Source organism: Brevibacillus panacihumi (genome assembly GCF_003710985.1).
Lineage (GTDB): Bacteria > Bacillota > Bacilli > Brevibacillales > Brevibacillaceae > Brevibacillus > Brevibacillus panacihumi.
Genome location: NZ_RHHT01000015.1, coordinates 110,925 through 137,488, shown reverse-complemented (window position 1 = coordinate 137,488; position 26,564 = coordinate 110,925). Strand labels below are relative to the sequence as shown.

The following is a 26,564-nucleotide window of genomic DNA, read 5'->3' as shown; positions in this document are numbered from 1 at the left end:
CCTCAAGTAGTTTCCTCTACTCTTCGGTCAGCCCCTGCTGTACCCTGTTATTTTACCTCGACAGTCAGCACCAGTTTTTGTTCTTGATCGACGTCTTCCAGATATTTTTTATAGGAGTTGTATCGGGAGACAATATCGCACGTCCTGTAGGTCAAGGTATTGTATACCTCTACCTTGTACTCGCCGCTGCGCCCGTCTTTGGCGATGATCGAAGGGAGGTCGAGTATTTCCCTTCCGCCCGGTTCATTGTCTTCCGAGCTTTTCGGTTTGATCGTCTTGATGATCTCATCGTCATATTTAATGATGACCTTGTTATTCGACGATATCGGACCAGCTCCGTATTCGTAGTTGGCACCAAACGGAATTACGCCATATTCCCATTGCAAATCGGAGACGTACAGAAAGCGACGGTCATTTTTATTTTTTTCGCGTTTGACCCTCTTCATCCCCTTATTCTCCACATGAACTGCCAGTAACTGCAGGGCTTCCAGATCCTCGCTGGATTCTACTGTGATTTTGTCACCATCGACGAACTCTTTTCCCGATTCGGCTTTGAGCTTCATCTTTGTCGAAGGAGGAACCGTTCCATTTTCTCCAATATCACAGGTAGGGGTAGAAGCAGTGGGCGGCGAATCCTCGATGATCTGGATATACCCGCACCAGGTTACTTCAGGATTGGCCTTGCTGTAGTAGTTGATTTTATGACGGCCTTCTTTGAAGCGGGACAATTCCAGCGCTGTATGATCCCCATTGAGATAAGCGCTATCCACGACTACATTGTCCACAGCCCAGACCCCTGGTCCTTCCTCACTGGCGCCATCCCCATGCTTCAGATAGTCTGCTGCTGTCGTTACCCAGATTTTATGGATCGGGTTCTGATATACCTTGACTGTGATATCGGAAGGGTACAAATTTTCCCGCTCTGCTAGCAAAGACGAACCTTCGTTGTTTTGCACCATGACATCCAAAGTGGCTCGTACGGAGCTGGCATCACATCCGGCCGGAGACCCTGGAACCTGTATTTGAACCGAGATCATGCTGTTGGATGATCTCTCCGTCCCCAGTGATTGGTCCGGCTCAAAGTTGACGGACATCGTCATCCCCTCCAGCTTCTCCGGGATCACGACTTCGAAATGCTGAGCGCTCACCAATGTCTGTCCCGTGCCATCCACCCACCAGCGTCCAGGGGCAGGTGAAAATAGCTGAACTGTTCCCGGTGCCTTTTCCGCTGTGATTTTTTGATTGTTGCCAAGCTGTTGACCATTTTCATCCGTCCCGAGATATAGAATGGGAGGACCCACCCGCAATTCTACTTGCCACGGCGTTTGGTTAAGGTCATCAGGAATAAAAGACAGCTCGTAGTCGCCTGCGATGAGTACCCCCGTAGAGAAGACGTTGCCTGTCTCAGCTTTGATCATACTGCTGTTCTTGGTGTTCGTCAGCTTCCAAGAACCAGTTTCATTGGAGTTGTACACCTTCGCGCCGTAGTTACCAAAAATAGCTTCATGGGAACCGCTCTGAATCGTTTGCCCTACCGGATTGCTGCCTTGATAAATCAGCGGGTAATGGAGCGCCTCCACACGAAAGCGAATATGGACCGTACTCTTCTCCCCCAACCCATCAGATCCTATAAAGGTTAATGTATGGTTACCTGCTGGAAGCTTTTCATAAGGTATCGTAAAACGGGGAACCTCCCAGCGCAGGGTGGATGCATCATCGGACATTTCCGACGAAAACTCCGGCAATGCCGCACCATCGAGAAGTACGTCTATCTTATTTTGAGTCTTGCCACTGCCGTATGTAGTTTGAATCACATCAATGTCCAATGGCGTTTGCGGCGGCAAAATGAATTCATCGTTCCTCACCCAATTCCAGCCCTCGGTACTCAAGCCTACTACCTGATAGTCGTTAAATACAATTTGTTCGTGTACCGGCATCTGAATCGACTTGGTCGCCGAGCGATCCGAGTTCACGGCTTTTGTCGCACCCAATACAGGGGAGACGGTGGCTTCTGAAAAATAACTGCCTGTTGCGAGGCATACCAGAAGCACGGATGCAAGCCATTTTCTCACAGTCTTCCTCTCACTTTCTGTATCCCAGCATTATGTTTCTTGTATATTCGACAATTTCCCATTATTTCCTTGCGTTCGCGAAGAGGAAATCCCTGACATTTCATCTTTGTATAGGTTAAAGCTATACACTTTATAATCTTTATAGATTTGACTAATATGCACGCAGCCTGATACAACAATAAGAAAAGGAGGAGTCGCCATGAGTCAACCCCAACAGTGGAACGCGGCATTTTACGATGAAAAAATGAACTTTGTCTCTCATTATGGCAGAGGATTGATTGAATGGCTAGAGCCGCTGACGGGAGAACGCATCCTGGATTTCGGCTGCGGTACGGGAGATCTTACAGAGCAACTGGCGAGTAGCGGTGCGATTGTGACCGGAATTGATTTTTCACCGGAGATGATTGCATCTGCCCAAAAAAAGTACCCGCATTTATCGTTTCAGGTAGCAGACGGCCACACGTATCGCACTGACCAACCGTACCACGCAGTCTTTTCCAATGCCGCGCTTCATTGGATGAAACGGCCGGAAGAAGTCGTACATAGCATCTGGCACGCTTTGCTTCCGGGCGGCAGGTTCGTTGCCGAAATGGGCGGAAAAGACAATTGCCGTCTCGTTGTCGACGCCTTGCATACTGTATTAGCCCAAAAAGGGATTGACGCCGCAGAACGGTCACCTTGGTATTTTCCCTCGCTGGGGGAGTACGCCAGCCTATTGGAACAAAAGGGTTTTCGTGTGACTCTTGCCTCCCACTTCGATCGTCCTACAGAAATGCCGGACGGCGACTCGGGACTTCGCCACTGGCTCGACTCCTTTGCCGATCCTTTCTTTGCCGGGATGGACGCATCTGAAAAGGAAGAGATCTGCGAGCATGTCACGGAATTGGTTCGCCCTTCGCTGTATTCAGACAAGGGCTGGGTCGTCGACTACAAACGTCTTCGCATCATCGCACGCAAACCGGAGCAGAACAGTTGAAAGAGGAAAACAAAAAATACCCCCGGCTCGCTTCCATGGACGCGAGGCCGGGGATACTTGTCTATGTTGCTACCCTTACATGCCGCCCATCATCAGGACTTCATCGCCTTCCTGCAATCCTCCTGTAATCTCGATGAAGTCTGCTCCTTCTACACCAATCTCTACTTCTTTTGGCATTGGCTCGCCGTTTTCCGGATTTTTGACCATGACGTTGCCTTTGCCTTCTTCCATGACTTCGACTGCATTGAGCGGCAGTCTAAGGACATTATCCTTCTGCTCGATAAAGATATCGCAGTCGCCTGTCATGCCGTGCTTCATCTCGGACGATTCGCTTAATTCCACTTTTACCTCGAAGCGAACTGCCTTATCCTCTTTGGTTCCTTCCTTCGGCACTTCCACCACTTTCCCCTGGAAAGGACGGTTTCCGAATGCCGTCACATAGACTTCAACCGCCTGCCCGACTTGAATCGCGGGAATGTCGATTTCGTCTACAGCTGCCATGAAATAGACCGAAGAGGTATCCATGATGATGGCTACTGCTTCACCACCGCTTATCGTTTCCCCTTCCTTGACATTCAGCTTGGTGATGACCCCGCTGATTGGCGCTTCCACACGTTTCTTGGCGATTTCACGTTTCTTTTGCTCCAAGGCTAGCAAGGATTCCTTAAGCGACAGCTCTTTATCTTTCAGGTCGAGTTCTGCTGCGGTGACGTCCATCTTGACAATCATTTGTCCTTTTTTCACCACATCGTCTTTTTCAATGAGCACTTCATCGACAGTACCATTTGTGCCTGCTTTGATTTCCTCTTCTTCGGGAAGTGTAAATTCCGAAGCGGATTGGCTGGCAAACAGCACTCCCTTTTCATTGGTATACTGCACTACGCCCTTATCGCCGGGGTACAAGGCTCCTTGTTTCTTTACGACTACTTCCACATCATGCGCCCCGTCGCTCAACTTGCCTTTGGAACCTGTCATATCAATTTTAGTGATCGTTCCATCCAAATACACGAGGGAGGCTGTCATAAACACTTTTACATTTTGGCCGACATGGAACTGCTCGACTTCATAGGCGGTAAATTTGCCGACAATTTTCAGACTGTCGGTATCGAGCACCTTTGCAACAATTGTGTCCTCCGTCACCGTTTCCCCGTCTTTTACCAACACTTGGGTCACTTTCCCCGGTTTGTCAGCGTTAATGCGGTCCTTTTTATCCTTTATCTCACTCAATTCTTTCTGGGCCCGCGTAATCGCAAGCTCCTGTTTTTGCACACTCAGCAAATCATCTGTGCTGTCAATCGTGAATAGAGTGTCCCCTTTTTTCACCGTTTGCCCTTCGCTGACCAGTAATTTCTCGATCTTGCCAGCAGCTTCCGGCTTCACTTCTTCACGATCCTTGGCAGCGACAGTGCCGCCTGCAAAAATCGTCTTTTTCACTTCTCCCCGTTCTACTGTCACGGTCGGGAAGGAAGGTGGTTCCATCTCTGGTTCCTCCCCTGCTGACGGGGTAGCATTCAGGTAAGAGTATCCGAAGTAGCCTCCTCCCCCCAGCAATACCACAATTGCCGCAGTAATGATCCACTTTTTCTTATTCATCGCATTGTTCCCCACATTTCTTTATTCAGATCGAATGGCTTGCAACGCACTGAGTCGGGATGCCCGAATTGCCGGGAAAATTCCCGCCAGCAAGCCGATAATAAATGAAAAACCGATGGCAAAGAGCGCCAGCCAGCTTGGAATGTAGGCCAAGCGTGAACTTTCTTCGCTTGAACCAAAGCCCATGCCCATGGTTTGCATCACATCACTGGAGGATCCCAGGAAATTGACGAGCTCCACAGCCCCCCATGCAATTCCCAATCCCGCCAGACCGCCGATCAGTCCGATAAAGCCGGACTCCATCAGGAACAGCCAGCGAATGTTGAACACGGTCGCTCCAATTACCTTCATGATCCCGATCTCCTTCGTCCGCTCAAGAATCGACATGATCATCGTATTGACGATTCCGATCGTCGCGACGAGCAAGGAGATCGCTGCGATTCCGCCTAGCACGAGCTGGATGACGAAGAAGAAGTTGTTGATCGTCTCCAGTTCACGGGCGGGCGACCAGACTTCATAGCCCTTTTCTTTCAGGGCTTTGACGACACTCTCCACCTGTTCACGGGATTCGACCTTGACTGTGATCTGGTCGAATACCAGCTCATTCTGCTGATTGGCCTGCTCTCGGGAGCGAGGCGAGACAGATCCCTCATCGCCTCTGCTGCGCATGACCCAATCATTCAATTCCTTGATCATCTCGAACGGGGCATATACCGAGCGCATATCCTGGTACCGATTCCCCTCTGCCTGTATGAGCTGACCGACAATGCGCACCCGCACTTCTTTTTTCTCATATTTCGGTTCGTCATCAACGCGGTACTCTCGCGTCACGATGAGCGTTGCCGCCTTGTCGACGAGGTTGAGGGTTGGCTGGTTTTCTCCCATATCCGGTGGAGGTCCCCAATATTCCACACCTCCGCCTCCGCTTTGCCGCCCGCCGCTTGCATTGCGACGTCTTTCTTCCCTTTTTTCCTTCTCCAAATCACGCAATTCCCGCGCTACGCCATAGGCGATCACGATTTCCTGCGGGGAGCCGCTCAGATAAGTTCCTTTTTCGATATCGTTCTTCCGGTAATCCGCAGATTCCCGCACATCTACACCGATCAATTCGACGTAGCCTTCGCGCCTGCCTACTTTCAGCTTGGCTTGTTCGTACAGCCGCTTCATCGGCATGACCGCAGCGATCCCGGGAACGGCCTTCAGCTCTTGAACGGCTGCCATGTTCAGCTTTTTCCGTTCGTCATCCGGGATTGGTTCGTTTCGTTCCTCATTCCAATACATCGGTTCCACCGGCAATTCGGTTAAATTTCCGAAGTTTTCCAGGCTTTTTACCGCGTTATCCTTCAGTCCCAGACTCAAGGCAATCATCGCGACAATGGCCGCCGTCCCAATCATGACCCCGACGGATGTCAGAGCCGTACGCAGCTTCATGCGCCAAAGATTTCGCCATACAATTCGAAAAGAATCAGTCCATTTCACTTCGTGTTCACCTCATACCCACACCTCTACGCAGGCCTTGTTCTTTTTTCTACAATTCTTCCATCCTGCATGTAAATGACCCGGTCGGATCGCTCCGCCACTTCTTGTTCATGCGTAACAATGATGAAGGTCGTCCCGTTTTCCCGGTTCATCTCTCTCATCAAGGCCAAAATTTCCAACTCGGTCTTGCTGTCCAGGTTACCGGTCGGCTCGTCAGCGAGGATAATGCTCGGCTGATTGACCAACGCGCGCGCGATACTGACACGCTGCTGTTGCCCGCCGCTCAATTCGTTCGGTCTGTGGTCAATCCGTCCTTCCAGTCCCACGCGATTCAGGATTTCGGTTGCTTTCTGCCGCCTTTTTTTCCCGCTGACCCCGGAAAAGATCAAGGGCAGCTCTACATTCTCCAAAGCGGTCAAATTAGGCAGGAGGTTGTAGGATTGAAAGATAAACCCCATGCACCTGCGCCGAAACAAGCACAGCTCGTTCTCGTTGAAACGCGAGATCTCTTCTCCGCTGACAAAGATTTTTCCCTGCTCTGGTTTGGTCAAGCCAGCCAGCAGATTCAAAAGCGTCGATTTCCCCGAGCCGGAGGAGCCGCAGAGCGCGACGAATTCACCCTGATTGATATGAAGATTGATATCGAACAGCACCGGAACCTTGATCTTGCCTGTCCCATAGCTGTGATTCACTTCCTTCACAGTCAGTTCTCCCGTAGCGTTTGCCATCTGTTTGTTTGCACCCCATTTGTGTAAATTGCGAAATTCCCAGGAAAAAAATTGCTGTACAATACTAAGACGTATGATAATGGAAAAATGTAACGCATGTTTATACCATTTTTAAAAATTCATAATAATGCAAGAAACTTTTCATGATTATGTAACATCAGCTTTAACAATCGCTGCCAATTCCTTGATACAATATAGATGTGAAGAATAGACGAGAGGGCGATAATCGATGAGAATGTACCGTTTTTTATTTGAGACCGCCACACGCCAATGGGTAGAAATCGTCAAAGCACCAAGCATGTTTGAAGCTGCCAAAGCGGCAAAAAAGCTGGCACAGCAACGTTCCAAAAGCATGTCCACGCCGATCCACTTCTCCTTCCATCACGCAGTATCCATGTAGATTTCAGAATACCAATCAACTAGCCTGCTCCATCATGGAGGAGGCTTTTACTCGTATCCAGGGTATGATATTGACATCCCACTTTTTTTCCTCTTCAATAAAGAGAAAGGACTAGATCCGCACCTTCATATGCGGTAACAAAGGGAGATAATCGTACATGACTATTCGCAAAGCACTTACCATCGCAGGATCTGACACCAGCGGAGGTGCCGGTCTGCAGGCGGACATCAAAACCTTCCAGGAGCTCGGCGTATTCGGGATGACTGCCATTACTGTCATTGTGGCGCAAGATCCTCGCAACAGCTGGTTCCACGAGGTATTTCCGATTGACGTAGCCGTGTTGGAAAAACAAATCGAAACCGTTCTTGCTGGAATCGGCGTAGACGCTGTGAAAACCGGAATGCTGGGCTCTACCGATCTGGTCGATCTAGCTGCACGTAAGATCAAAGAGTATCAACTGAAAAATGTTGTGGTTGACCCCGTGATGATTTGCAAGGGAGCCGATGAAGCACTCCATCCCGAGATCGCGGTTAGCCTGCGCGAGGTTCTCCTTCCTCATGCGACCATCGCTACCCCGAACCTGTTCGAGGCTGGCATTCTCAGTCAACTGGGTGCCTTGAAAAGCGTCGACGACATGAAAGAAGCCGCGAAGCGCATCCATGCGATGGGGACAGCCAATGTCGTCGTCAAAGGCGGCGGCAAACTGGAGCATCAGCACGCGGTTGACGTATTTTACGACGGACAGACATTTGAAGTATTGGAAGCAGAGCGTTTTAACACGACCTATACGCACGGGGCAGGCTGCACGTTTGCCGCTGCGATTTGCGCCGAGCTGGCAAAAGGCAGCTCCGTACGCGATGCGGTTCTCGTCGCCAAGGATTTCATTACCGAAGCAATCCGCCATTCCTTCGCTTTGAATCAATATGTGGGTCCGACCCATCACGGCGCGTATCGCCAGCGCGAGAAAGCATAACAAATACGACCATCCAAAAACTCCTGACATCTTCGGCAATCTGCCCAAGTGTCAGGAGTTTTTGGATTCGCTATGAAGGATTTGTCCGCAAGGGTGCCGACTGCGGTTTTTTGCGAAGCGAGCTGGCCGTATACACCACCAGCGCTGCCCAGATCAAGGAAAAACTGATCAAATGCGATGTCGTAAACGCCTCGCCGAACAAGAAGACGGCAGACAGCAAAGAGATCGTCGGCGAAAGATATTGAATAAAGCCAATAGTCGAAAGCGGCAAATATTTCGTCGCCTCTGCGAACCACAGAAGCGGCAAGGCTGTGACGACCCCTGCGAGCATCAACAGAGCAATCTGCCAGCCCTCCATTGCCCATGCTGTCGCCGTATTGTTGCCTTGGAGGATGCTCAGATAGAGAATCGAAATTGGTACGACCAACAGCGTCTCCCACGCAACCCCGCTCAACGCATCCGCCTGAAGCTGCTTTTTCGTCAAACCGTACAAGGCAAATGAGAGAGCAAGCGAGATCGCCACCCACGGAAACTCCCCGTATTGGAACGTGATGTAGAGTACCCCTGCTGCGGCAAGCCCCAGTGCGACCCACTGCCCGAGTTTGAGCTTTTCCTTGAGGAACACAACCCCAAACAGCACGCTGAGCAAAGGATTCATATAGTAGCCCAAGCTCGTTTCCATCACTTTTCCGTGATTGACCGCCCAAATGTAGATGAGCCAGTTCGCACAGATGAAAAGCGAACATAACATCATGGCGATTTTCCCTTTTGTCCCTGCCATCGCCCCTCTCATCTGCCGCCAACGTCTGGTGACACCCAACAGCAAACCTACAAAAACAAACGACCAGACGATCCTGTGGGCAAGAATCTCCAATGAGCCCATTGCCGCAAACACATTCCAGTACAACGGGAGCAATCCCCACGCCAAATACGCGATGACTGCATACAGGACCCCACGTCTCATCTTATTCAGCCCCCAATATTTGCCACGAATAACTGCATCATGTTCTAGTGTAGCGGATTGATTGTTTTCCCGCTATTGCAACTTGCACTTCGCAGGGAAGGCTGTTGCTCCTGGCTCGTCATCCTGTTAGCACAGTAGCAGGATAAAGGATGCAAATTTTTAATTGTACCAATAATCCTTCCATAGTACAATAGTTTTATTCGAACTAGTTTAGTCATATGAAAGGAAGTTCATCCATGACATACTGGCGTTCTGTTTTTCTTGTTTTGCTTGGAGCCTGCAGTTACGGCGTCCTTTCCATGGTCATGAAGCTCGGATTTGCGGCCGGGTACACACCGATCGAGCTGAGCGGCGGTCAACTATTATTCGGCGGTCTGATTATGGCACTGCTCTCAGCAGTTTTTTCCAAGGAACGGTTTCGCCTCCGCTATGTGTGGACACTGATTCCTGTCAGCCTGATGATGGCCTTGGCCAGTTTTCTTTACAACCAGGCCGTTAGCCATCTCTCTGCTTCTCTCGCCATCGTCTTATTTTTTCAGTTTACCTGGTTTGGAATTTTGCTCGAAGCCATCGCCAACCGCAAGTGGCCCAGTTTGGAAAAATGGATCTCTATTCTCATCATTGCGATTGGAACCATTTTCGCCAGCGGTCTTGGCGGCAATGGCCTGGGGAACGTGAATCTGTTCGGGCTGGTATGCGGTCTGCTCTCTGGCTTTTCCTTCGCAGTCGTCATATTCATGAGCGGACGTATCCTGCCGACGCTCAATCCTTATCTGCGCAGCGCCATCTCGATCTGTCTCGCATCACTGCTTCTCTCTGTGGTGTATCCTCCAGCCTTCCTCATCAATGGCAGACTGTTGGACGGGCTGTTGCCGTATGCCTTGCTGGTAGCACTTTTTGGCTCCGTGATTCCGATTTTTTGTCTGGCCGTCAGTGTTCCGCGTCTCGGCAATGGACTCGTGACGATTCTAAGCGCCATGGAACTGCCGGCGGTGGTCCTTTTGGCCAACTTCGTGCTGCATGAGCAGGTCGATCTCTTGCAATGGAGCGGTGTCCTGATGATTCTGGCGGCCATAGCCGTACCACAGATCAAGTGGCGCAAGCTCATCTTCCCGGCGCGACGCCTCCGGGAGAAAAGCGGCTCCTACTAGATATTCGATATAAAAAAAGCCCAGCGATCAGGCCTTGACGGCCAGACGCTGGGCTTTATCTTATCTATAAAACCGTATGGTGCGGTCGGCGAGACTCGAACTCGCACGGGTCGCCCCGCCACCCCCTCAAGATGGTGTGTCTGCCAATTCCACCACGACCGCAAAAGTGTGAAATCAAAATTGGGGCGATCGATGGGACTTGAACCCACGAGTGCCGGAGCCACAATCCGGTGCGTTAACCCCTTCGCCACGACCGCCATATTCCATTCTTCCACTATCCTCCGAAGGAAGACAAGCGTGCCCTGAGAGATTCGAACTCCCGACCTTTTGATTCGTAGTCAAACGCTCTATCCAGCTGAGCTAAGGGCACATGTAATCTGGCGGATGGAGTGGGATTTGAACCCACGAGACGAGTTGACCCCGCCTACACGATTTCCAATCGTGCTCCTTCGGCCGCTCGGACATCCATCCATGCACCTGCACCTGATTTGTGCAGGCAACGACAATAATCTAACACAACTCGTCTGTCTTTTCAAGCTCATGACCACGAGCGTATGTCATCCAGTATCTACCGCTTCAGCTTCCCCATCCGCAATACGTCAGTCCCGTCAATCTTGTACAGCTCATTGAGAAACTGAATTTGAAAACTACCCGGCCCTTCGTCTGCCGCCTTTTCTGCTGCCTTTTCAGCCGCTACCCCGTAACAAACCAGCGCGGCCGCTCCCGCCACGAGGGTGTCCGACTCCACAGCCATAAAGGTTCCGATCACGGATGAGAGCAGGCAGCCTGTACCTGTCACCTTGGTCAGCATCGCATGACCGTTGCCGACCCGTAAGATCCGCTCGCCATCAGTAATAACATCCTCTTTTCCTGTGATTACAACCGTCGTCCCCCATTGTCTCGCCGCTTTTTGTGCAAGCACGCTTACGTCCTGATCTCCTTGACCGGCATCAACACCTTTAATCTCCCACTTTTCGCCCAATACGTGGGCAATCTCCGCAGCATTGCCGCGGATCAGGGAAATGTCGACCTGCTCCATGATCATTCGTGCCGTTTGTGTCCGGTACTGCGTCGCACCTGCCCCTACCGGATCCAAAACGACGGGCACGCCATGCTCATTCGCAGATCGGCCGGCTATCAGCATGGCTTCCACTTCCGTTTCGTTCAAGGTTCCGATATTGAGAACCAGCGCGCCGGCAATCCGCGCCATTTCGGCAACCTCTTGCTTGGCGTAGGCCATGACAGGGGATGCTCCCAAAGCCAGCAAGCCATTCGCTGTAAAATTGGTGACAACCACATTCGTGATATGATGAACCAACGGATTGACCTGGCGTACCTTTTCCAAACACTGTTTTACCAACTCTAGTTGCATGAGGACTCTCCTCTCACTTTACGCTTTCTGGGACGTTTGCAGCAGTTTTTGGACTTCCAGCACTTCACCATACTCTGGATGCTGCAGCCTCACTCCCATGATCATATAGGATTGGTTCATCTGAGGCAATTCCCTTGTATGGGCCAGAACTTTCCACGACTGGCCATTCTGGCAAGCGACACGCCCTAGAAAATGGAAGTATCCAGGTCCTTCCTTTACGATCTCAATTCCCTGCAGTTGACCCATTATTTTCACACGCTCATCAGAGACCGAAATGGTCTGTTCATCCACCCATCTCTGTTTTAGCTCATCTACCGTCAAAGTCTTCGCGTGAGCAAGAAATTCCCAGTCCTTGGAATGGGGGAAAATATGCTTGGTCTCCTCCAAAAACTGATTGTATTCATCGTGCAAAAGATCCACGTACTGCTCCACTTCTTCGGAAATGACCCGGATCGAATCTTCTCCGCATTTTTCAATATGGTAGGCAAGGTATTTAAACGATTCGATCATGTCGAAGTTGCCCCAACCCCATGCCTGACTCTCCAAAGAACCTCCTCTGGTCCCGCATTTTGTGCAGGTAAAATAGTAGTAGGTTGTCATCGTGCTTTCTCCTTTGCCCTTGTTCTTCTCTTTTCTGGTATCGGATGTCAGGGCCGAGTCTGATATGCGCCGGAAGTCGCAAAAAACAAAAACACCCCCTCATGATGACTGGCCATTCCGCGGGCGGCGCCTGTCTCATGAAAGGGTGTTGCTGCCTATCAAGGCTGATAGATTTGCTATATGCCATGCACGTACTTATGCACTTCACGTTCATTATCGATGATGCAGGGAAACACGCCCATGTCCATGGGCTGGCTGTACCTCTTCCGTAGAAGCAGCACCCTTTCCCATACTCCAGTTGATCACGCGGCTGGAGATAAATACAGCCAGGATCGTATAGATCATTTCCTTCATCGGTACGTACCAGAAGGACAAACTGAGAACCATGACGTCCATCAAAAGAAAGACTGTCCCGACTGTAAGACCTGTGTATTTGCTGAGCAACAAGGTCAAAATATCATCGCCGCCAGTCGCTGCGCCAAATCGCAGGACCAGCCCCGTACCAAGTCCGGTCAACACACCAGACAAAAGGGAAGCGACCGGCATCATGGAGCTCATGTCCATGACGATGGGTGAAAACATTTCAAACGCTTCGTAAAAGCCTGTAAACACCAACGATGCAATGACCGTGTTCCAGATAAACTGGCGCCCTTTTACAAGCCAAGCCACCAAGAGCAAAGGAATATCCAATACAAGCATCATCAGTGCTGGAGACACATCAAAGGCGTATTTCGCCAAAAGTCCCAGACCGACAAACCCGCCCTCTGACAGGTGGTTCTGATAATTAATGTGATAGTAAGCAAAAGCAAGCAAACAAGCTCCAAACAAAATCATACCGTAGTGTTGAATCGACTGCAGCGCTCTCCTCATCATGAATTCCTCGCATTTTTGTCGGTTTTGGCAAGGGCTGCCAACCAACTACGGAGGATATTCGCAAGTGTAAGTCGCTACTCATACAAATGGCCTCGCTTTCGTAGTAGGTTAACCGCCCAAGTGACGATCGACTACTACGAAGCTAGATATAGGAGAGGTCAAATTGTTTCCAAACCGTCCTGTAGGGACGCATGGTATCCTTATCCCTTCCATTGCTTTTTTTTCTATTATATCACAAAAAAAGGCAAAATTGAAGCAGCCCTTTACACAAAGGGAAAAGCTTTGCTTTTGATCTCCTGCGGAATACCCGCTGTGACCAAGAAAACCTGCTCGCTTGCTTCTGCCACCCGTTGATTCATCATGCCTGCCGCGTCGCGAAAAATCCGTCCCAGCGCATACTCCGGCACAATTCCATAGCCTACCTCGTTGGTAACGAGCAGCAGCGTGCCCGGAAAGGAGGAAATCACCTGCCGGAGTTCCGATACCTTTTGCAGCAAAAACGCTAGATCATGCTGCTGCTCATCGCGAACCAGCCAATTGGAAAGCCAGAGGATCAGGCAATCTACCAACAGCACCGTCTCACCCGCCAACACATCCGGACGCTGCGCCAATTCCTCCAGCTTCCCTGTCAGATCATACGGTTCCTCGATCGTCTCCCATGGAAAAGAGGATATCTCCCGGCGCGCTTGATGCATCGCGACACGCTCAGACAACTCCTCGTCAAACACAGGAGAAGTCGCCACGTAGACCCCGCGCTTGCCAAGATGAGCGGCATAGCGTTCGGCGAACGTGCTTTTGCCGCTGCGGGCTCCGCCTGTCACCATCACCACCATGTCGAATCCCTCCCGCCTTTTCCCGCTTATGGTCTGACGCTTTGCAGCATGATCTGCGGCAAATGGTGGACAGGGTGTTCCAGAATAATCGGTCGAACCCCGTATACCTCCTCGATCAAGCCGCTGCGCAAAATCTGCTCCGGTGTCCCCACGCCAATCTGCCTTCCCTGGTTCAGCATTAAAATGCGGTCACAGTACAGAGAAGCCAAATTGAGATCGTGAAGTACGGCGACAACTGTCACCTGTGTGGTCTTCTGCCAACTACGCACGATATCCATCAACTGAATCTGATAGCCGATGTCGAGATACGTCGTAGGTTCATCCAGAAGCAGGATTCTCGGCTTTTGCACGAGAGCTTTGCCCAGAGCCACCCGCTGCTTCTCTCCCCCGCTCAAATGCTCCAGCGACCGCTGCTCCAAATCTTCCAGACGCAACAAGTGAACGATCTCATCAATCAAGGGTTGGGCATCTTCCGTATCCTCTCCGAGCCAGTTTTGATACGGAAAGCGGCCCATCTCCAGGACTTCGCGGACAAGAAACCCGACTGGCGGCAAAGCCTCCTGCTCCAACACCGCCAAAAGGCGGGCCAATTCCTTTCGCGAATAGCCGCCTACCTCTTTGCCGTCCAGAATAATTTCTCCGGCATCCAGACCGACTACTCCCGAAAGCAGCTTGCATAGAGTGGATTTCCCGCTGCCATTGGGTCCGATGACTCCGAAAAACTCCCCCTTCGCTACTTCAAACGTAAGGTCGCGAAGAACGGGAGTTGCCTGGTAGGACTTGCGCAGTCCCTTTACCTGTATCATCTCTCTATCCCCTCCCCTGCTGTTTTCTCATCCGCAGCAAATAGGCGAAAAAGGGCGCACCTAGAAAAGCGGTAATCACGCCGAGCGGTATCTCGGTTGGGCTGAGCAGCATTCTCGCCAAGGTATCCGCCCACAGAACGTAAATACCGCCGAAAAGCGTGGACATCGGCAGCAGCAAACGATAGTCCGGCCCCATCATCAATCGAACAAGATGCGGCACGACCAGCCCGACGAAGCCGATGATCCCGGAGATGGAGACCGCAGCCGCTGTCAGCATGGTCGAGATGATCAGCACGAGCAGCTTGGTCCGGTCGACATGAACGCCGAGGTGGGCTGCTTGCCTCTCTCCCAATGCAAACAGATTGAGGGAACGCGCGTAGCTGACGAGCACCACAAGTCCGATCAGCAGATAGGGAACCAGCACGTAGGAGTATGCCCAGCCGCGAAACGACAGGCTGCCCAGCAGCCAAAAGACGATCTCGTTCACGACCTTGTCAGACAGGGAGACCATGAACGACACCAATGAGCCGAGAAAAGCCTGCACGACGACCCCGGATAAAAGCAATGTCTCGGTCTGCAGCTTACCTTGGGTATTTGCCAGGCGCAGCACAATCCACAGACTGAGCAAGCCCGTCAGAAAGGCGACCAAGGGGATGCTCCACTGTCCCAGGAATGAGATATGCAGCCCGAATAGTATGAGAAATGCTGCGCCCACGGCCGCGCCGGATGCGACGCCCATCGTGTAGGGGTCAGCGAGCGGATTGCGCAAAACTCCTTGAAAGCCAGCCCCGGCAAGTGAAAGACAGGCCCCTACTAATACCGCCAGGATTACCCGTGGAAAACGGACCTTCATGACGATCTGCTCAGCGGATTCCGGCCAGGAGACGGTGATGAAGTCCCCGACTACCGGTACCTGATGCAGCAGAATCAGCCAAACCTGCGAAGGCGGCAGATTGGCGGCACCCATCGAAATACTGAGGACCATGGAGAGAAGCAGGAGAAGCCCCCCGACTCCGCTCCAAAAAAGGAGGCGTCCCTTCATGCTACTTCACCAGATCGGGATAAATCGCCTTCGCTACTTCAATCAGCCCTTTGGTGATGCGGGGCCCGGGACGAGACAGCATATTTTCGTCCATTCCATACAGTTTTTCTTCTTTAATGGCCGTGATCGTATTCCACCCGCTGCGCGACTGGATGATTTGCTCCAGCTTTTTCCCCGTTTTCTCATCCGTCATTCCGCTGGCATACAGGATCACATCCGGATTTTCCTGCAAAATTTTCTCTTCATTGATCTGATTCCAGCCTTGCGTATCCGCAGCAATATTGACTCCCTTGGCGATGGTGATCAACTCATCCATAAACTCGCCTTTGCCGACCGTCCAGCCAGGAGCAAATTCCAGATATACTTTTTTCATTTCTTCCGGCTTGACGTTTTGGACTGCCTCGGTCACACGCGCAATATCGGCTTTCATCCCCGCGACGATCTCTTCCGCCTGCACCTGTCGATTGGTGATTTGGCCCATCGTCAAAATATTGTTCATGATGTCTTCGACGCTGCTGGGATGTGTAATGTACATGGGGAGGCCAAGCGATTGCATTTTCTCCGCCACCTGTTTATCCATGGAAATGCCGCCGACGACCAAGTCCGGACTTTGGGATAGGATGGCTTCTTCATTAGGCTTGACGACCCCTCCTACTTTCGGTTTTTCCTTGGCTTCAGCCGGATAGTCATCATAATCAGACACGCCGACCACCTGCTCGCCAAGTCCGAGAGCAAACAGGATTTCCGTCTCTGCCGGAGATGTGGAGACAATGCGCTGCGGCGCTTTCTCAATCGTAATCGTCTTGCCCGTGGCATCCGTTATCGTCAGCGGGTACACCGTCTGCTGCGCGGCCTGATCGTTGCCAGTTGGTTGCGAAGCTTCTGTCTGTTCAGCTGGTGCAGAAGGCTGTTGTGTCTGAGGCTCTCCTTGCCCGGAACAGCCGACCAAAGAAAACGCGAGCAGTGCTGGGATTCCCCACTTTACAAAATGCTTCATCATGATTTTCTTCCTTTCTCATGCAGGCCCATCCTGTGCAGTTACAGCAAAAAACCCTTGCATCCGCGAAGGAGAACAAGGGCTGGCTCATGTAGTCGGACGGGAATGAACAGACGCGCAAACATATCTCGCCGCCATCCGTCGCTTTCTGAACAGCCGATCCTTTCCGCGAAGGAACCTTAGGCTATCTCCAACAGGCAGGTCTCCTGGCTTGCGGGTATCAGACACCCTCCCCTTCCCGTTTTACACGAAAACAGTGGCATGGAGAATGCAACCCGATTTACAGTGGCGGGACCGCGCCGGAATCGCACCGGCTTCCCTTTTCACCTCTCCCGAATGGACGAGGCACCTGTTGGCTGCAACGCATATGTAGCTGTGGCCAATCATTCATCATGTACCATCATAGCATTCCTGCCAGCAAAAAAGAAGCTGGATCACATTCCGCGCTTCTGCAGGTAATCTACGATGCCCATCGCGCAGACGCTCAAATCAATCCTGATGATCGAAAAAATGTCATGGTTTCTCTCTATGCCGCGCGAAAACAGGGAATCAGACACGAGGGCGAGGAGCCGCTCGCAAAGCTCTTCATGCCCCAGTCCAGCTGCCAAGGTCCGCTCTCCTTCCGCAACAAAGACAGGCAGCCACTCTGCCACCTGCCGATACGCTTCCTCTACCTCCTGCGTCATGCCGAAATGTCCGAAGTACAGGCAGTCGAGCTGGCGTTCGCGATAACGAGCTATGGAGTGAAGAGTCGCATCCGGATCAAACTGGTTGGGGGAGGTGGACGGCAGGAAGAAATCAATACCCTCCCGTTTCAAGGGGCGGTAGTAGACGCCCGCTGTATCTCCGGTAAACATTCCGTTGCTGATGGGATCATAGATGCTGAAGTGATGATTCGCATGTCCCGGTGTATCGAGAAATTCCAGCGTGCAGGACGGTCCAATCTCCAGCTTTTCCCCATCAGCGCGAATCAGCACCCGCTCTTGCGGCACAGGAATAATGGGATCAAACAGCTCGTCGAACTTCTCCCCATAGACCGCTTTCGCCCCTGCAATCAAGCGGCTTGGATCGATCAAGTGACGCGCTGCCTTGGGATGGACCACGATCGCGGCTTGCGGGCATTCCTGCAAGAGCAGACCCGCACCCCCAGCGTGGTCCAGATGAATATGCGTCAGGATGATGTATTTCACTTGATCGGGCGAATAACCGAGAGCTGACAAGCCCTCACGTATATAGGGGACAGATGGGCTTGGCCCAGTCTCCACCAGCGTCAACTGCTCCTCAGCGATGACGTAGGTCCCGGTGCGTTCCGGAAGGCCCCAATCATAGCCGTCTATCAGATGGACACGCTTTCCCAAATCGAGGATAGATTGTGGTTTCACAAAAAATTCCTCCTTCACAAGCTTGATCGTATCTTAACTGTACCACATGAAAGAAAAAGAGGCTGCCACATCTTGGCAGCCCCACTTTTTACAGTGCTTGGAACGTATCTGTCAATACAGGAACGATTTGTTTTTTGCGGGATACAACACCTTTTAGTACCGCCTTGTTTGCGTCCAGCTTTACATTGTACGCCTTCTCTACGACCTGCGCGGATTTCCCCAGCGCCAGGGCAACCGAATCGTTGTTGAGGATGTCCGTCACCACGAAGACGAACAGATCCAGTCCTTTTTTCTCGATAATGGCGTTCAATGCCGCTTCCAGCTCTTCCTGACGAGCCAGAATATCGTTCACATCGACGGCATTTACCTGGGCGATCTCTACCTTTGCGCTTCCCATCTGGAATTCCTTGGAATCCAGAGAGATCAACTCGGCAATTGTTTTTTCACTGAGGTCTGCACCTGCTTTCAGCATCGCCAGTCCGTATGTCTGCAGGTCTACACCGGCGATCTGTGCCAGTTCATGGGCAGCTTTTACGTCCTGCTCCGTGCAGGTAGGCGATTTCAGCAGCAGCGTATCCGAAATGATGGCCGACAGCATCAGGCCAGCGATTTCTTTGGGAATCTCCACGCCGTTCTCCTGGTACAGCTTCTTCAGGATTGTCGTCGTGCAACCAACGGGTTCAACGCGCATATACAGCGGGTTGCTGGTCTCAAAGTTGGCGACGCGGTGATGGTCGATCACTTCTGCGACTTGCACCTGCTCAATATCATTCGCGCTTTGCTGGCGCTCATTGTGGTCGACCAGGATGACTTCCTTCACTTCATTGGCTACCGTTTCCACCTGGCGGGGAGCCTTTACCTGGAAAGCATCCAGGACGAATTGGGTCTCGCCATTTACGCTGCCCAAACGAACAGCTTCGACGTTTTCTCCCAGCTTGCTTTTCAGGTCTGCATAGACCAATGCAGAACAGATCGAATCAGTATCCGGATTTTTATGGCCGAAGATCAGTTTTTTATCCACGTCACATGCTCCTTACACTTGTTTTGGCGAGAAAATTATACCATAGTTTAGAGGGTATTCGCACGTATCAATATTCGTTCATACGTCACTCCCGACGCTCCTCGTATGCATGACCTGCACTCCCCCTCAACCAACAGCGTACAAGAGAGCAGGAAGGGAAAGAAAAAGACCCCGACTTATTAGCCAGGGGTCTTGCCGAATCAGATCAGCGAGCTTCACAAATTTCTACTCAATATAAGCGTATTCAAAATAGGTGTGTCCAATATAGTTCTTCATGACGCCTTTCACATGCGGCTTCGCCAAATAGGTATCCTGATAGAAATAGAGCGGGAAGACCGGCATTTCGTCCATCAGGATTTTCTCAGCCTTGGCATAGTTTGCGGAACGTTTGGCCTGGTCCTGAATTTCGCGGTTTTCCTGCAGCAAGGCGTCGTACTCCTTGTTGCTCCAGCGAGGTCCGTCTGCAGCATTGACAGTCTCAAACAGGGTCAGGTTGGTCATCGGGTCCAGATAGTCTCCGGTCCAGCCGTCACGAGCAATCATAAAGTTGCCCATTCTCATTTCATCCCAATAAATTTTCGACTCCAAAATATTAATCGTCACTTCGACGCCCAGGTTTTCTTTCCACATGCTGTGCAGCGCCTGCGCGATATCCCTGTCCGTCTGTCCGGACATCGTCATGAACTCGATCTCCGGCAAGCCTTTTCCGTCCGGATACCCTGCTTCGGCCAACAAGCGCTTCGCTTCTGCCACGTCTTCCTTGAACAGATCTCCTACGACATCGCGGTACTCCTTGGAAGGATCGACGAGATCAGGCATGCCGTACGGTACAAAGCCATAAGCGAGTTTTTCCGTAGATTGCAGCACGTTTCTCACGATTTGCTCGCGATTGATGGCGATGGCGAACGCTTTTCTGACACGAGCGTCATCGAATGGCTTGACGCTGGTATTATAGTCGAAGTAGTACGTACCGATACGGTCGGCTGCAAAATACTCGGGCGAATCTTTGTATTTTTGCATCGATTCATTGTTCATGTTGTCCGAAACGTCGATCTCTCCATTGGTGTACGCAGCCAATTCTGCCTCCGCAGCTTCAATGAAAACAATCTCCAACGTGTCTAGCTGCACTTTGTCAGCTTCCAGGTAGTTCGGGTTTTTCTTCAGCACGTATTTTTGTTTGGGGTGAATCTCTGTCAGCATGAACGGACCTGTGACCAGGTACGTTTCTGGTGTCTTCGTCCATCCGTCATTGCCATCCACTACGTCTTTTCGCACGGGATAGTACGACGTCGCACACAGGAGATTCAGGAAGTACGTCGTTGGATTTTCCAGCTGTACCTCCAGGGTTTGGTCGTCCACCGCTTTTACCCCTACCTCATCGGCCGTTGCTTTTCCTTCATTATAGTTCTGTCCGTTTTTCAGATAGAAGAGGTCAAACGCGGCTTCCGAGGCAACATCCGGGTTCAGCACGCGTTTCCAGGAGTATTCAAAATCATGGGCGGTGACAGGCTTGCCGTCACTCCACTTGGCGTTCGGATTGATCTTGAACGTGTATTTGGTTCCTGTCTCATCAATTTGGGTGTCACTTGCCAATGAAGGAACAGGCTGACCATCCTTATTGATCTTGTACAAACCCCTGAACAGGTTCTGCATGACGATGGAGGAGCGCGAATAGACGTTCAAGGTAGGATCAAGGGTCTCCGGTTCTGCAGGCAAGGCATAGACGACTTTCTTTTCTTTCGGCGGCGATTCGGTTTTGTTCTCTGTCGTATTGCTCGTGTTGGGCGTGCTGGTGTTGCCGGGTGCAGTCGTATTGCTGGAGCTGCAGCCCGCGATAATGGTGGCAACCAAAGATAATTTGAAAAAAAGGCCAACGAGCTTTTTCATTTTCTTCCCCCTCTTTTCTGTAATGTATGAAAATCCGTCTTGGAAGACAGCTTTCATCTGTGGCATGTCCCTGCGTCCATACGTGATCAGGAAACGATGTGGCAAGCTACCTGGTGTCCATTCCCCATGTCTTTTAATTCAGGCTTCACTTCCCGACAAGCCGCAACGGCATAGGCACAACGCGTCTGAAAAGCGCAGCCCGGCGGCGGGTCGAGCGGACTTGGCACATCCCCTTGCAGATGAATGCGTTCACTCTTCTCTGCCAGATCCGGGTCAGGGATAGGTACGGCGGAGAGCAGCGCTTTGGTGTAGGGATGCTGCATGTTGGTATACAGCTCATGCGCATCCGCGATCTCAACCAGACTGCCCAGGTACATCACCCCTACTTTGTGGGAGATATGCCGCACCATCGACAGGTCGTGGGAGATGAACAAATAGGTAAGTCCGAATCTCTCCTGCAGGTCCTCCAGCATATTGACGACCTGCGCCTGAATCGAGACGTCCAGTGCCGAAATCGGCTCGTCGCAGACGATGAATTCGGGCTCTACAGCGAGGGCGCGGGCGATCCCGATCCGCTGGCGTTGTCCTCCGGAAAATTCATGCGGGTAGCGATTGATGTGATCTCGCTTCAAGCCCACCAGTTCGACTAATTCACGGATCCGGTCGGAGCGATCCTTCCCCTTGCAGATTCGATGCACATCCAGCGGATCCCCGATGATCTCTCCCACTGTCATGCGCGGATCAAGAGAAGCGTAAGGATCTTGAAAAATCATCTGCATTTTCTTGCGGTAAGGCAGGAGTTCTTTGTGCGTTAGCTTTTCCAGCGGCTTGCCGTGGAAAAGGATCTGTCCGGAGGTAGGCTCATACAGCCGTAGCAGCGTTCGTCCGGCTGTCGTCTTGCCGCAGCCTGATTCTCCGACGAGTCCCAGCGTCTCTCCCTTTTTGATTGAAAAGCTGATGTCGTCCACCGCCTTGAGCTGGCGGTCACTGCGGCTGAACAAGCCTTTTTTCACATCAAAGTACTTCTTCAAATGTTTGACTTCGATCAGATTTTCAGTCGTTTGGGTCATGAGCCAATCACCTCTCTTTCTGCTTTTGCAGCTTTCGGGTGCATCAGCCAGCATGCAGCCCGATGGCTCTCGCTCAAAGAGATGGCGGCCGGAGAATACTTCGTGCAAACCTTCATCGCATGCTCGCAGCGGGCAGCGAACGCACATCCCTGCGGCGGGGCCAACAAATCAGGCGGACTCCCCGGGATCGGAATCAGCTTTTTCTTTTCCCCTTCGGAGACCTTGGGCATGGAACGAATCAGTCCCCATGTGTAGGGATGCTGCGGATTGTAGAAGACTTCCCGCGTCGTGCCTTCCTCTACGATCTGGCCGCCGTACATGACAATGATCCGACTGCACATACTGGCGACGACGCCCAAATCATGGGTGATCAGTACAATAGAGGTATTGCTTTTCTTTTTCAAATCCCGCATCAAATCGAGAATCTGGGCTTGGATCGTCACGTCCAGCGCGGTCGTCGGTTCATCAGCGATTAACAGCTTGGGGTTGCAAGAGATTGCGATGGCGATCATCACCCGCTGCCTCATTCCCCCGGAAAATTCGTGCGGATATTGATTGAGCCTGGTTTCAGGACTCGGGATCTCCACCATTTTCAGTACTTCGATGGCCTTTTTCTTTGCTTCTGCCTTGGAAAGCTTCAAATGGATGCGAATCGGCTCCATAAGCTGATCGCCAATGGTAAACAAAGGATTGAGCGAAGTCATCGGGTCTTGAAAAATCATTCCGATATCGTTGCCATGCAACCGGCGCATCTGCTTATGATCCATATCCATGATCTCTATGCCATCAAACAAAAGGCGGTCCGCTTCGATTTTCGCGTTGTCAGGCAACAGGCGCATGATCGACAGCATGGAGACGCTTTTTCCAGAGCCCGACTCTCCGACAATTCCCACTGATTCCCCTTTCTCGACATGAAAGGAGATCCCGCGAACGGCCTGAACTTGCCCTGCTTCGATATGGAAGGTGGTTCGTAAATTGTTGACTTGTAGCAATTTCACAGGTTATCCCCCCTATTTCTTCAGACGTGGATCCAGCGCATCCCTCAACCCGTCGCCGATAAAATTGAGCGCAAACATCGTTACGCTGATCGCGAGCGCAGGGAACAGCATCTGGTACGGTTGGGTAAACAAAGTGGGGATGGCGTCGTTCACGAGTGTGCCCCAGCTTGCGATCGGCACCTGAATCCCGATCCCGAGAAAGCTCAGGAACGCTTCGGAAAAGATCGCGGATGGAACCAGGAAGGTAACGGTCACGATAATCGGCCCAATGCTGTTGGGTATGAGGTGTTTAAACAAGATGCGCAGATTGGAGGAACCAATGGACCGTGCAGCGAGTGCGTATTCCTGATGCTTGAGCGTCACGACCTGCGAGCGGACGATACGCGCCGTCCCGATCCAGGAAGTCAGGCACAAGGCGATCAAGATGCTCTGGATACTGTTGCCGAGGAACATCATCACCAAAATGATGTAGAGCAGATCCGGCACCCCGATCATGATATCGACGATGCGCATCAGCAGCATGTCGACTCTGCCTCCAAAATACCCGGATATGCCGCCGTAGATGATGCCGATCACCATGTTGATGGCTGCAGCGACAAACCCGATCAAGAGACTGATTCTCGCACCGTACAGCGTTCTGACGAAAATGTCTCGTCCAAACTTGTCCGTTCCAAACCAGTGCTCGGCAGAAGGAGGTTGGTTCCCGTTTTCTAAATTTTGACCATCGTATGTATATTCAGAAAATATAGGTCCGAAAATGGCTGCGACCGCCATCACGACGATGACGCATAAGCCGATCATCGCCAAAGGATCTTTGCGAAAGCGAGACCAGGCATCCTGCCAGTATGACTTGCTCGGACGAGTAATCTCTTCATTGTCTTGCCGATCGGATTCATCCAGCTTTTCAAACAGGTCGTCTGGAAGATCAGCAGCAGCGCCCGGGGAGAACGGGCCATCTTCTCTTTCTTTCATGCGGGCCGTATGAATCATATCATCACCTACTCATCCATTTTTACGCGACGATCAATCACCGCATAGAGAACATCCACAATGATATTGGCGACGACGATGAATGCTCCGAAGAAGACCGTCATGCCTAAAATGACAGAATAGTCACGGTCGCTGATCCCTGTCACGAAGTCCCTGCCGATCCCGGGGATGGAGAAAATCCGCTCAATGACAAAGCTCCCGGTCAATAGTATGGCCACCAATGGGCCCAAATAGGTAACAATAGGAATAATGGCATTTTTCAATGCGTGCTTGCAAATGACTTTCAGCTCATGCACACCTTTGGCACGGGCCGTGCGGATGTAGTCGTATCTCATCACTTCGAGCATGCTGGAGCGCATCAATCTCGCTATGTAGGCGATGGGGCCAAACGAAAGTCCGGCAACGGGAAGAATGTAGTGCTGCCAGGAGGTAAGTCCGAATGTCGGCAAGACCTTCAACACGACAGCAAACAAGAAAAGCATCAGCACCGATAATACGAAGCTGGGAATGGAAATTCCTACAGTCGCGATAATCATCGCGAGCCAGTCAGCCCACTTCCCTCTTTTGATCGCGGACGTGATCCCGAGCGGAATTCCCACCAGCAATGCGACAACGATGGCTATGCTCCCGACTTTGGCGGAAACGGGAAACCCCTGTTCGATGATCTCATTCACGGTCACGTCTCTTTGTTTGAACGAAAGACCGAAATCCCCTTGGGCCAGATTCTTCAAGTAGTTCACATACTGTACAGGAATCGGGTCATTCAGACCGTATTTCTCTTCGATTTTTTCCAGTACCTGTTTCGGTACTTTTCGTTCTTCTGCGGGGCTGAACGGTCCCCCCGGGATCGCATGCATGAGGAAAAAGGTGACGGTTGTCAGTACGAACATGGTTATGAGTCCTGCGACAATCCTTTTCACAATATAACGACCCATTTGCTCACTCCTCTCCTTCGTGGATGTTTTCATGCATGCAGATGCATTTTCATAAATATTTGATAAATCTAAATTATAAGTCAATTATAGCTTGAAAGTAATGGAATCCGTCAAGTGCTAGTAAACAATAGTCCTATATTGCATATATTGGTTTCGAGCGATTTGCTATAAGAAATTTTAATAGCGAATATATATTATAGTAAAAGTAAAAAACTCTCATCCCTGATTGCAAGGCAATCGAATGAGAGTTTTCTATGAATGATTTTATTCCTGCAGACCCGCACTGATCCCTTGGTTAACCTCCAGCACTACTTTTCCCGTACTTTGGCGGCTCTCAACCCATTCATGCGCCAAAGCAGCTTCCTGCAGAGGAAACGTGCGACCTATCTTGATCTGCAGCTTCCCGTCCGCAATCAGGGGCAGGACTCGTTCCGCTACGGGTCGAAGCAGATGCGGGCGTTTTTGCCGTGTCGTACCAAAGCTGAAGCCGAGTACCGAACGGCAACTTGCATGCAGATCCACCGTCTGGAAATTCCCCACTTCACCGCTCGCGTTGCCGAAATGGACGAGCCTGCCATAGGGGGCCAGACAAGCCATGCTTTGTTCGGAAACACGTCCGGAGATCGAGTCGAGGATCACATCAGCTCCAACTCCGCGGGTAAGCTCGTTGACCCGCGCAGCAAAATCCTCCTGCTGATGGCATATGACGGTATCGGCTCCTGCTTCCCGGGCAAATTGCGCTTTGCTCTCGCTGCCGACAGTGCCGATAACCAGCCCTGCCCCCAGCATTTTTGCCAGTTGAATCGCCGTAGTCCCGATTCCGCCTGACGCCGCGTGGATCAGTACAGTCTCTCCTTGCTCTACCCTCGCTACGTCCGCGAGCAGCTTGTAGGAAGTAAAGGAGACGATTGGGCACGCTGCTGCTGTTCGGAAATCCAGATGATCCGGAATGGCGAAGGTCAGATCCTCGTCCGCAGCCACATACTCGGCGTACGAGCCGTTGGCAGGGAATGCGATGACCTTTTGACCCGCTTGAATATGCGTTACTTCCGCTCCTACGCGTTCAACCACCCCTGCCACATCCAAGCCTGGAATGAACGGAAGTTTGCCTCCTCCCTTTTTTCCGTATCTGGCCTTGATGTCTGCAAAGTTCACACTGGTGGCTGCAACCCGGATCAGAACCTGCTTGGCATGAATCAAAGGCAGCTGCGTGTCGGTATAGATCATGTTTTCCGGGCCGCCAAAAGCAGTGACCATCACGGCTTTCATCCATAATTCCTCCCCATCTGCTGACTTCTTCCTTGAAAAATTTTCCTACCAGTCTTATGGTAGCACAACCAAAAAAGATTCTGTCACCACAAATTATTTTCTGAAGATTTTAAAAAGAAAGTCTGTATAATGATACTAGACTTTATGATTTTT

General features: G+C 51.3%; 24 protein-coding genes, 4 tRNA genes and 1 riboswitch. Of the genes, 4 read left to right on the top strand and 24 right to left on the bottom strand.

Translation table 11 applies throughout. The annotated features are described in order from the left end of the window. Positions 1-47: 47 nt before the first annotated feature. Positions 48-2,072 carry a hypothetical protein gene (locus tag EDM58_RS08450; protein WP_122912937.1) on the bottom strand — a complete coding sequence of 675 codons (2,025 nt, stop codon included), beginning with the start codon at positions 2,070-2,072 and terminating at the stop codon, positions 48-50. A gap of 199 nt (positions 2,073-2,271) precedes the next feature. Here EDM58_RS08450 and EDM58_RS08445 point away from each other — a divergent pair, with 199 nt between their 5' ends. Beyond that, complete coding sequence (locus EDM58_RS08445; RefSeq protein WP_122912936.1) at positions 2,272-3,048, top strand: class I SAM-dependent methyltransferase; 777 nt, start codon at positions 2,272-2,274, stop codon at positions 3,046-3,048. 75 nt (positions 3,049-3,123) lie between these two features. Here the strand turns inward: EDM58_RS08445 and EDM58_RS08440 are convergent, their stop codons facing one another. From EDM58_RS08440 to EDM58_RS08430, 3 genes are read right to left on the bottom strand one after another with little or no spacing between them, the layout of a single operon-like run. Continuing rightward, positions 3,124-4,641 carry an efflux RND transporter periplasmic adaptor subunit gene (locus tag EDM58_RS08440; RefSeq protein WP_122912935.1) on the bottom strand — a complete coding sequence of 506 codons (1,518 nt, stop codon included), beginning with the start codon at positions 4,639-4,641 and terminating at the stop codon, positions 3,124-3,126. A 21-nt stretch (positions 4,642-4,662) separates the two neighbouring features. Then, positions 4,663-6,120 carry an ABC transporter permease gene (locus EDM58_RS08435; protein ID WP_023557494.1) on the bottom strand — a complete coding sequence of 486 codons (1,458 nt, stop codon included), beginning with the start codon at positions 6,118-6,120 and terminating at the stop codon, positions 4,663-4,665. A gap of 26 nt (positions 6,121-6,146) precedes the next feature. Then, positions 6,147-6,848 (bottom strand): ABC transporter ATP-binding protein, encoded by a 702-nt coding sequence (locus EDM58_RS08430; RefSeq protein WP_122912934.1) that lies wholly within the window; start codon positions 6,846-6,848, stop codon positions 6,147-6,149. 229 nt (positions 6,849-7,077) lie between these two features. Between EDM58_RS08430 and EDM58_RS25650 the strand changes: the two genes are divergently transcribed. Continuing rightward, entirely contained in the window at positions 7,078-7,248 is a 171-nt protein-coding gene (locus EDM58_RS25650) for a hypothetical protein (protein ID WP_171819389.1), read from the top strand. A 157-nt stretch (positions 7,249-7,405) separates the two neighbouring features. Then, positions 7,406-8,221, top strand: a complete 816-nt coding sequence (pdxK, locus tag EDM58_RS08425; RefSeq protein ID WP_122912933.1) for a pyridoxine/pyridoxal/pyridoxamine kinase — start codon at positions 7,406-7,408, stop codon at positions 8,219-8,221. 70 nt (positions 8,222-8,291) lie between these two features. Here the strand turns inward: pdxK and rarD are convergent, their stop codons facing one another. Further along, on the bottom strand, positions 8,292-9,185 hold the full coding sequence (gene rarD / locus EDM58_RS08420) for an EamA family transporter RarD (protein ID WP_122912932.1): 894 nt from the start codon (positions 9,183-9,185) through the stop codon (positions 8,292-8,294). Positions 9,186-9,421: 236 nt separating this feature from the next. On the opposite strand from rarD, the gene EDM58_RS08415 reads away from it, so the two are divergent. Next, positions 9,422-10,336 carry an EamA family transporter gene (locus EDM58_RS08415; RefSeq protein ID WP_122912931.1) on the top strand — a complete coding sequence of 305 codons (915 nt, stop codon included), beginning with the start codon at positions 9,422-9,424 and terminating at the stop codon, positions 10,334-10,336. Between the two features lie 77 nt (positions 10,337-10,413). On the opposite strand, the gene EDM58_RS08410 is transcribed toward EDM58_RS08415, so the two are convergent. From EDM58_RS08410 to EDM58_RS08320, 19 genes are all read right to left on the bottom strand, one after another. Next, positions 10,414-10,498: transfer RNA gene (locus EDM58_RS08410), tRNA-Leu, on the bottom strand. A 19-nt stretch (positions 10,499-10,517) separates the two neighbouring features. Continuing rightward, positions 10,518-10,593: transfer RNA gene (locus tag EDM58_RS08405), tRNA-His, on the bottom strand. Positions 10,594-10,632: 39 nt separating this feature from the next. Continuing rightward, positions 10,633-10,706 (bottom strand) — tRNA-Arg (locus EDM58_RS08400). 8 nt (positions 10,707-10,714) lie between these two features. Then, positions 10,715-10,807 (bottom strand) — tRNA-Ser (locus EDM58_RS08395). Positions 10,808-10,904: 97 nt separating this feature from the next. After that, the gene (gene thiM / locus EDM58_RS08390) at positions 10,905-11,708 is read right to left on the bottom strand and encodes a hydroxyethylthiazole kinase (protein WP_122912930.1); all 804 of its coding nucleotides are present in this window, start codon (positions 11,706-11,708) and stop codon (positions 10,905-10,907) included. 18 nt (positions 11,709-11,726) lie between these two features. Then, positions 11,727-12,308 carry a hypothetical protein gene (locus EDM58_RS08385; protein WP_122912929.1) on the bottom strand — a complete coding sequence of 194 codons (582 nt, stop codon included), beginning with the start codon at positions 12,306-12,308 and terminating at the stop codon, positions 11,727-11,729. Positions 12,309-12,521: 213 nt separating this feature from the next. Beyond that, positions 12,522-13,181, bottom strand: a complete 660-nt coding sequence (locus tag EDM58_RS08380; RefSeq protein ID WP_122912928.1) for a YitT family protein — start codon at positions 13,179-13,181, stop codon at positions 12,522-12,524. A 263-nt stretch (positions 13,182-13,444) separates the two neighbouring features. Continuing rightward, on the bottom strand, positions 13,445-14,014 hold the full coding sequence (cobU, locus tag EDM58_RS08375) for a bifunctional adenosylcobinamide kinase/adenosylcobinamide-phosphate guanylyltransferase (RefSeq protein ID WP_122912927.1): 570 nt from the start codon (positions 14,012-14,014) through the stop codon (positions 13,445-13,447). A gap of 26 nt (positions 14,015-14,040) precedes the next feature. Then, positions 14,041-14,820, bottom strand: a complete 780-nt coding sequence (locus tag EDM58_RS08370; RefSeq protein WP_122912926.1) for an ABC transporter ATP-binding protein — start codon at positions 14,818-14,820, stop codon at positions 14,041-14,043. A 4-nt stretch (positions 14,821-14,824) separates the two neighbouring features. Next, positions 14,825-15,862 carry a FecCD family ABC transporter permease gene (locus EDM58_RS08365; RefSeq protein WP_122912925.1) on the bottom strand — a complete coding sequence of 346 codons (1,038 nt, stop codon included), beginning with the start codon at positions 15,860-15,862 and terminating at the stop codon, positions 14,825-14,827. Between the two features lies 1 nt (position 15,863). Next, positions 15,864-16,859 (bottom strand): ABC transporter substrate-binding protein, encoded by a 996-nt coding sequence (locus EDM58_RS08360; RefSeq protein ID WP_122913049.1) that lies wholly within the window; start codon positions 16,857-16,859, stop codon positions 15,864-15,866. Positions 16,860-17,038: 179 nt separating this feature from the next. Continuing rightward, a riboswitch (cobalamin riboswitch) is annotated at positions 17,039-17,227 on the bottom strand. 66 nt (positions 17,228-17,293) lie between these two features. After that, positions 17,294-18,241 (bottom strand): MBL fold metallo-hydrolase, encoded by a 948-nt coding sequence (locus EDM58_RS08355; protein ID WP_122912924.1) that lies wholly within the window; start codon positions 18,239-18,241, stop codon positions 17,294-17,296. An 88-nt stretch (positions 18,242-18,329) separates the two neighbouring features. Further along, positions 18,330-19,262, bottom strand: coding sequence for a manganese-dependent inorganic pyrophosphatase (locus EDM58_RS08350; protein ID WP_122912923.1), 933 nt, complete (start codon positions 19,260-19,262; stop codon positions 18,330-18,332). A 225-nt stretch (positions 19,263-19,487) separates the two neighbouring features. Beyond that, positions 19,488-21,149 carry a peptide ABC transporter substrate-binding protein gene (locus tag EDM58_RS08345; RefSeq protein ID WP_183187454.1) on the bottom strand — a complete coding sequence of 554 codons (1,662 nt, stop codon included), beginning with the start codon at positions 21,147-21,149 and terminating at the stop codon, positions 19,488-19,490. A gap of 86 nt (positions 21,150-21,235) precedes the next feature. Further along, the gene (locus EDM58_RS08340) at positions 21,236-22,219 is read right to left on the bottom strand and encodes an ABC transporter ATP-binding protein (protein ID WP_122912921.1); all 984 of its coding nucleotides are present in this window, start codon (positions 22,217-22,219) and stop codon (positions 21,236-21,238) included. Continuing rightward, positions 22,216-23,217, bottom strand: coding sequence for an ABC transporter ATP-binding protein (locus tag EDM58_RS08335; RefSeq protein ID WP_122912920.1), 1,002 nt, complete (start codon positions 23,215-23,217; stop codon positions 22,216-22,218). Before EDM58_RS08335 ends, EDM58_RS08340 begins: the two co-directional genes overlap by 4 nt. A gap of 12 nt (positions 23,218-23,229) precedes the next feature. Continuing rightward, positions 23,230-24,207 (bottom strand): ABC transporter permease, encoded by a 978-nt coding sequence (locus EDM58_RS08330; RefSeq protein ID WP_122912919.1) that lies wholly within the window; start codon positions 24,205-24,207, stop codon positions 23,230-23,232. A gap of 8 nt (positions 24,208-24,215) precedes the next feature. Next, the gene (locus EDM58_RS08325; protein ID WP_023557512.1) at positions 24,216-25,142 is read right to left on the bottom strand and encodes an ABC transporter permease; all 927 of its coding nucleotides are present in this window, start codon (positions 25,140-25,142) and stop codon (positions 24,216-24,218) included. Positions 25,143-25,406: 264 nt separating this feature from the next. After that, positions 25,407-26,411, bottom strand: coding sequence for a quinone oxidoreductase family protein (locus EDM58_RS08320; RefSeq protein WP_122912918.1), 1,005 nt, complete (start codon positions 26,409-26,411; stop codon positions 25,407-25,409). Positions 26,412-26,564 lie beyond the last annotated feature (153 nt).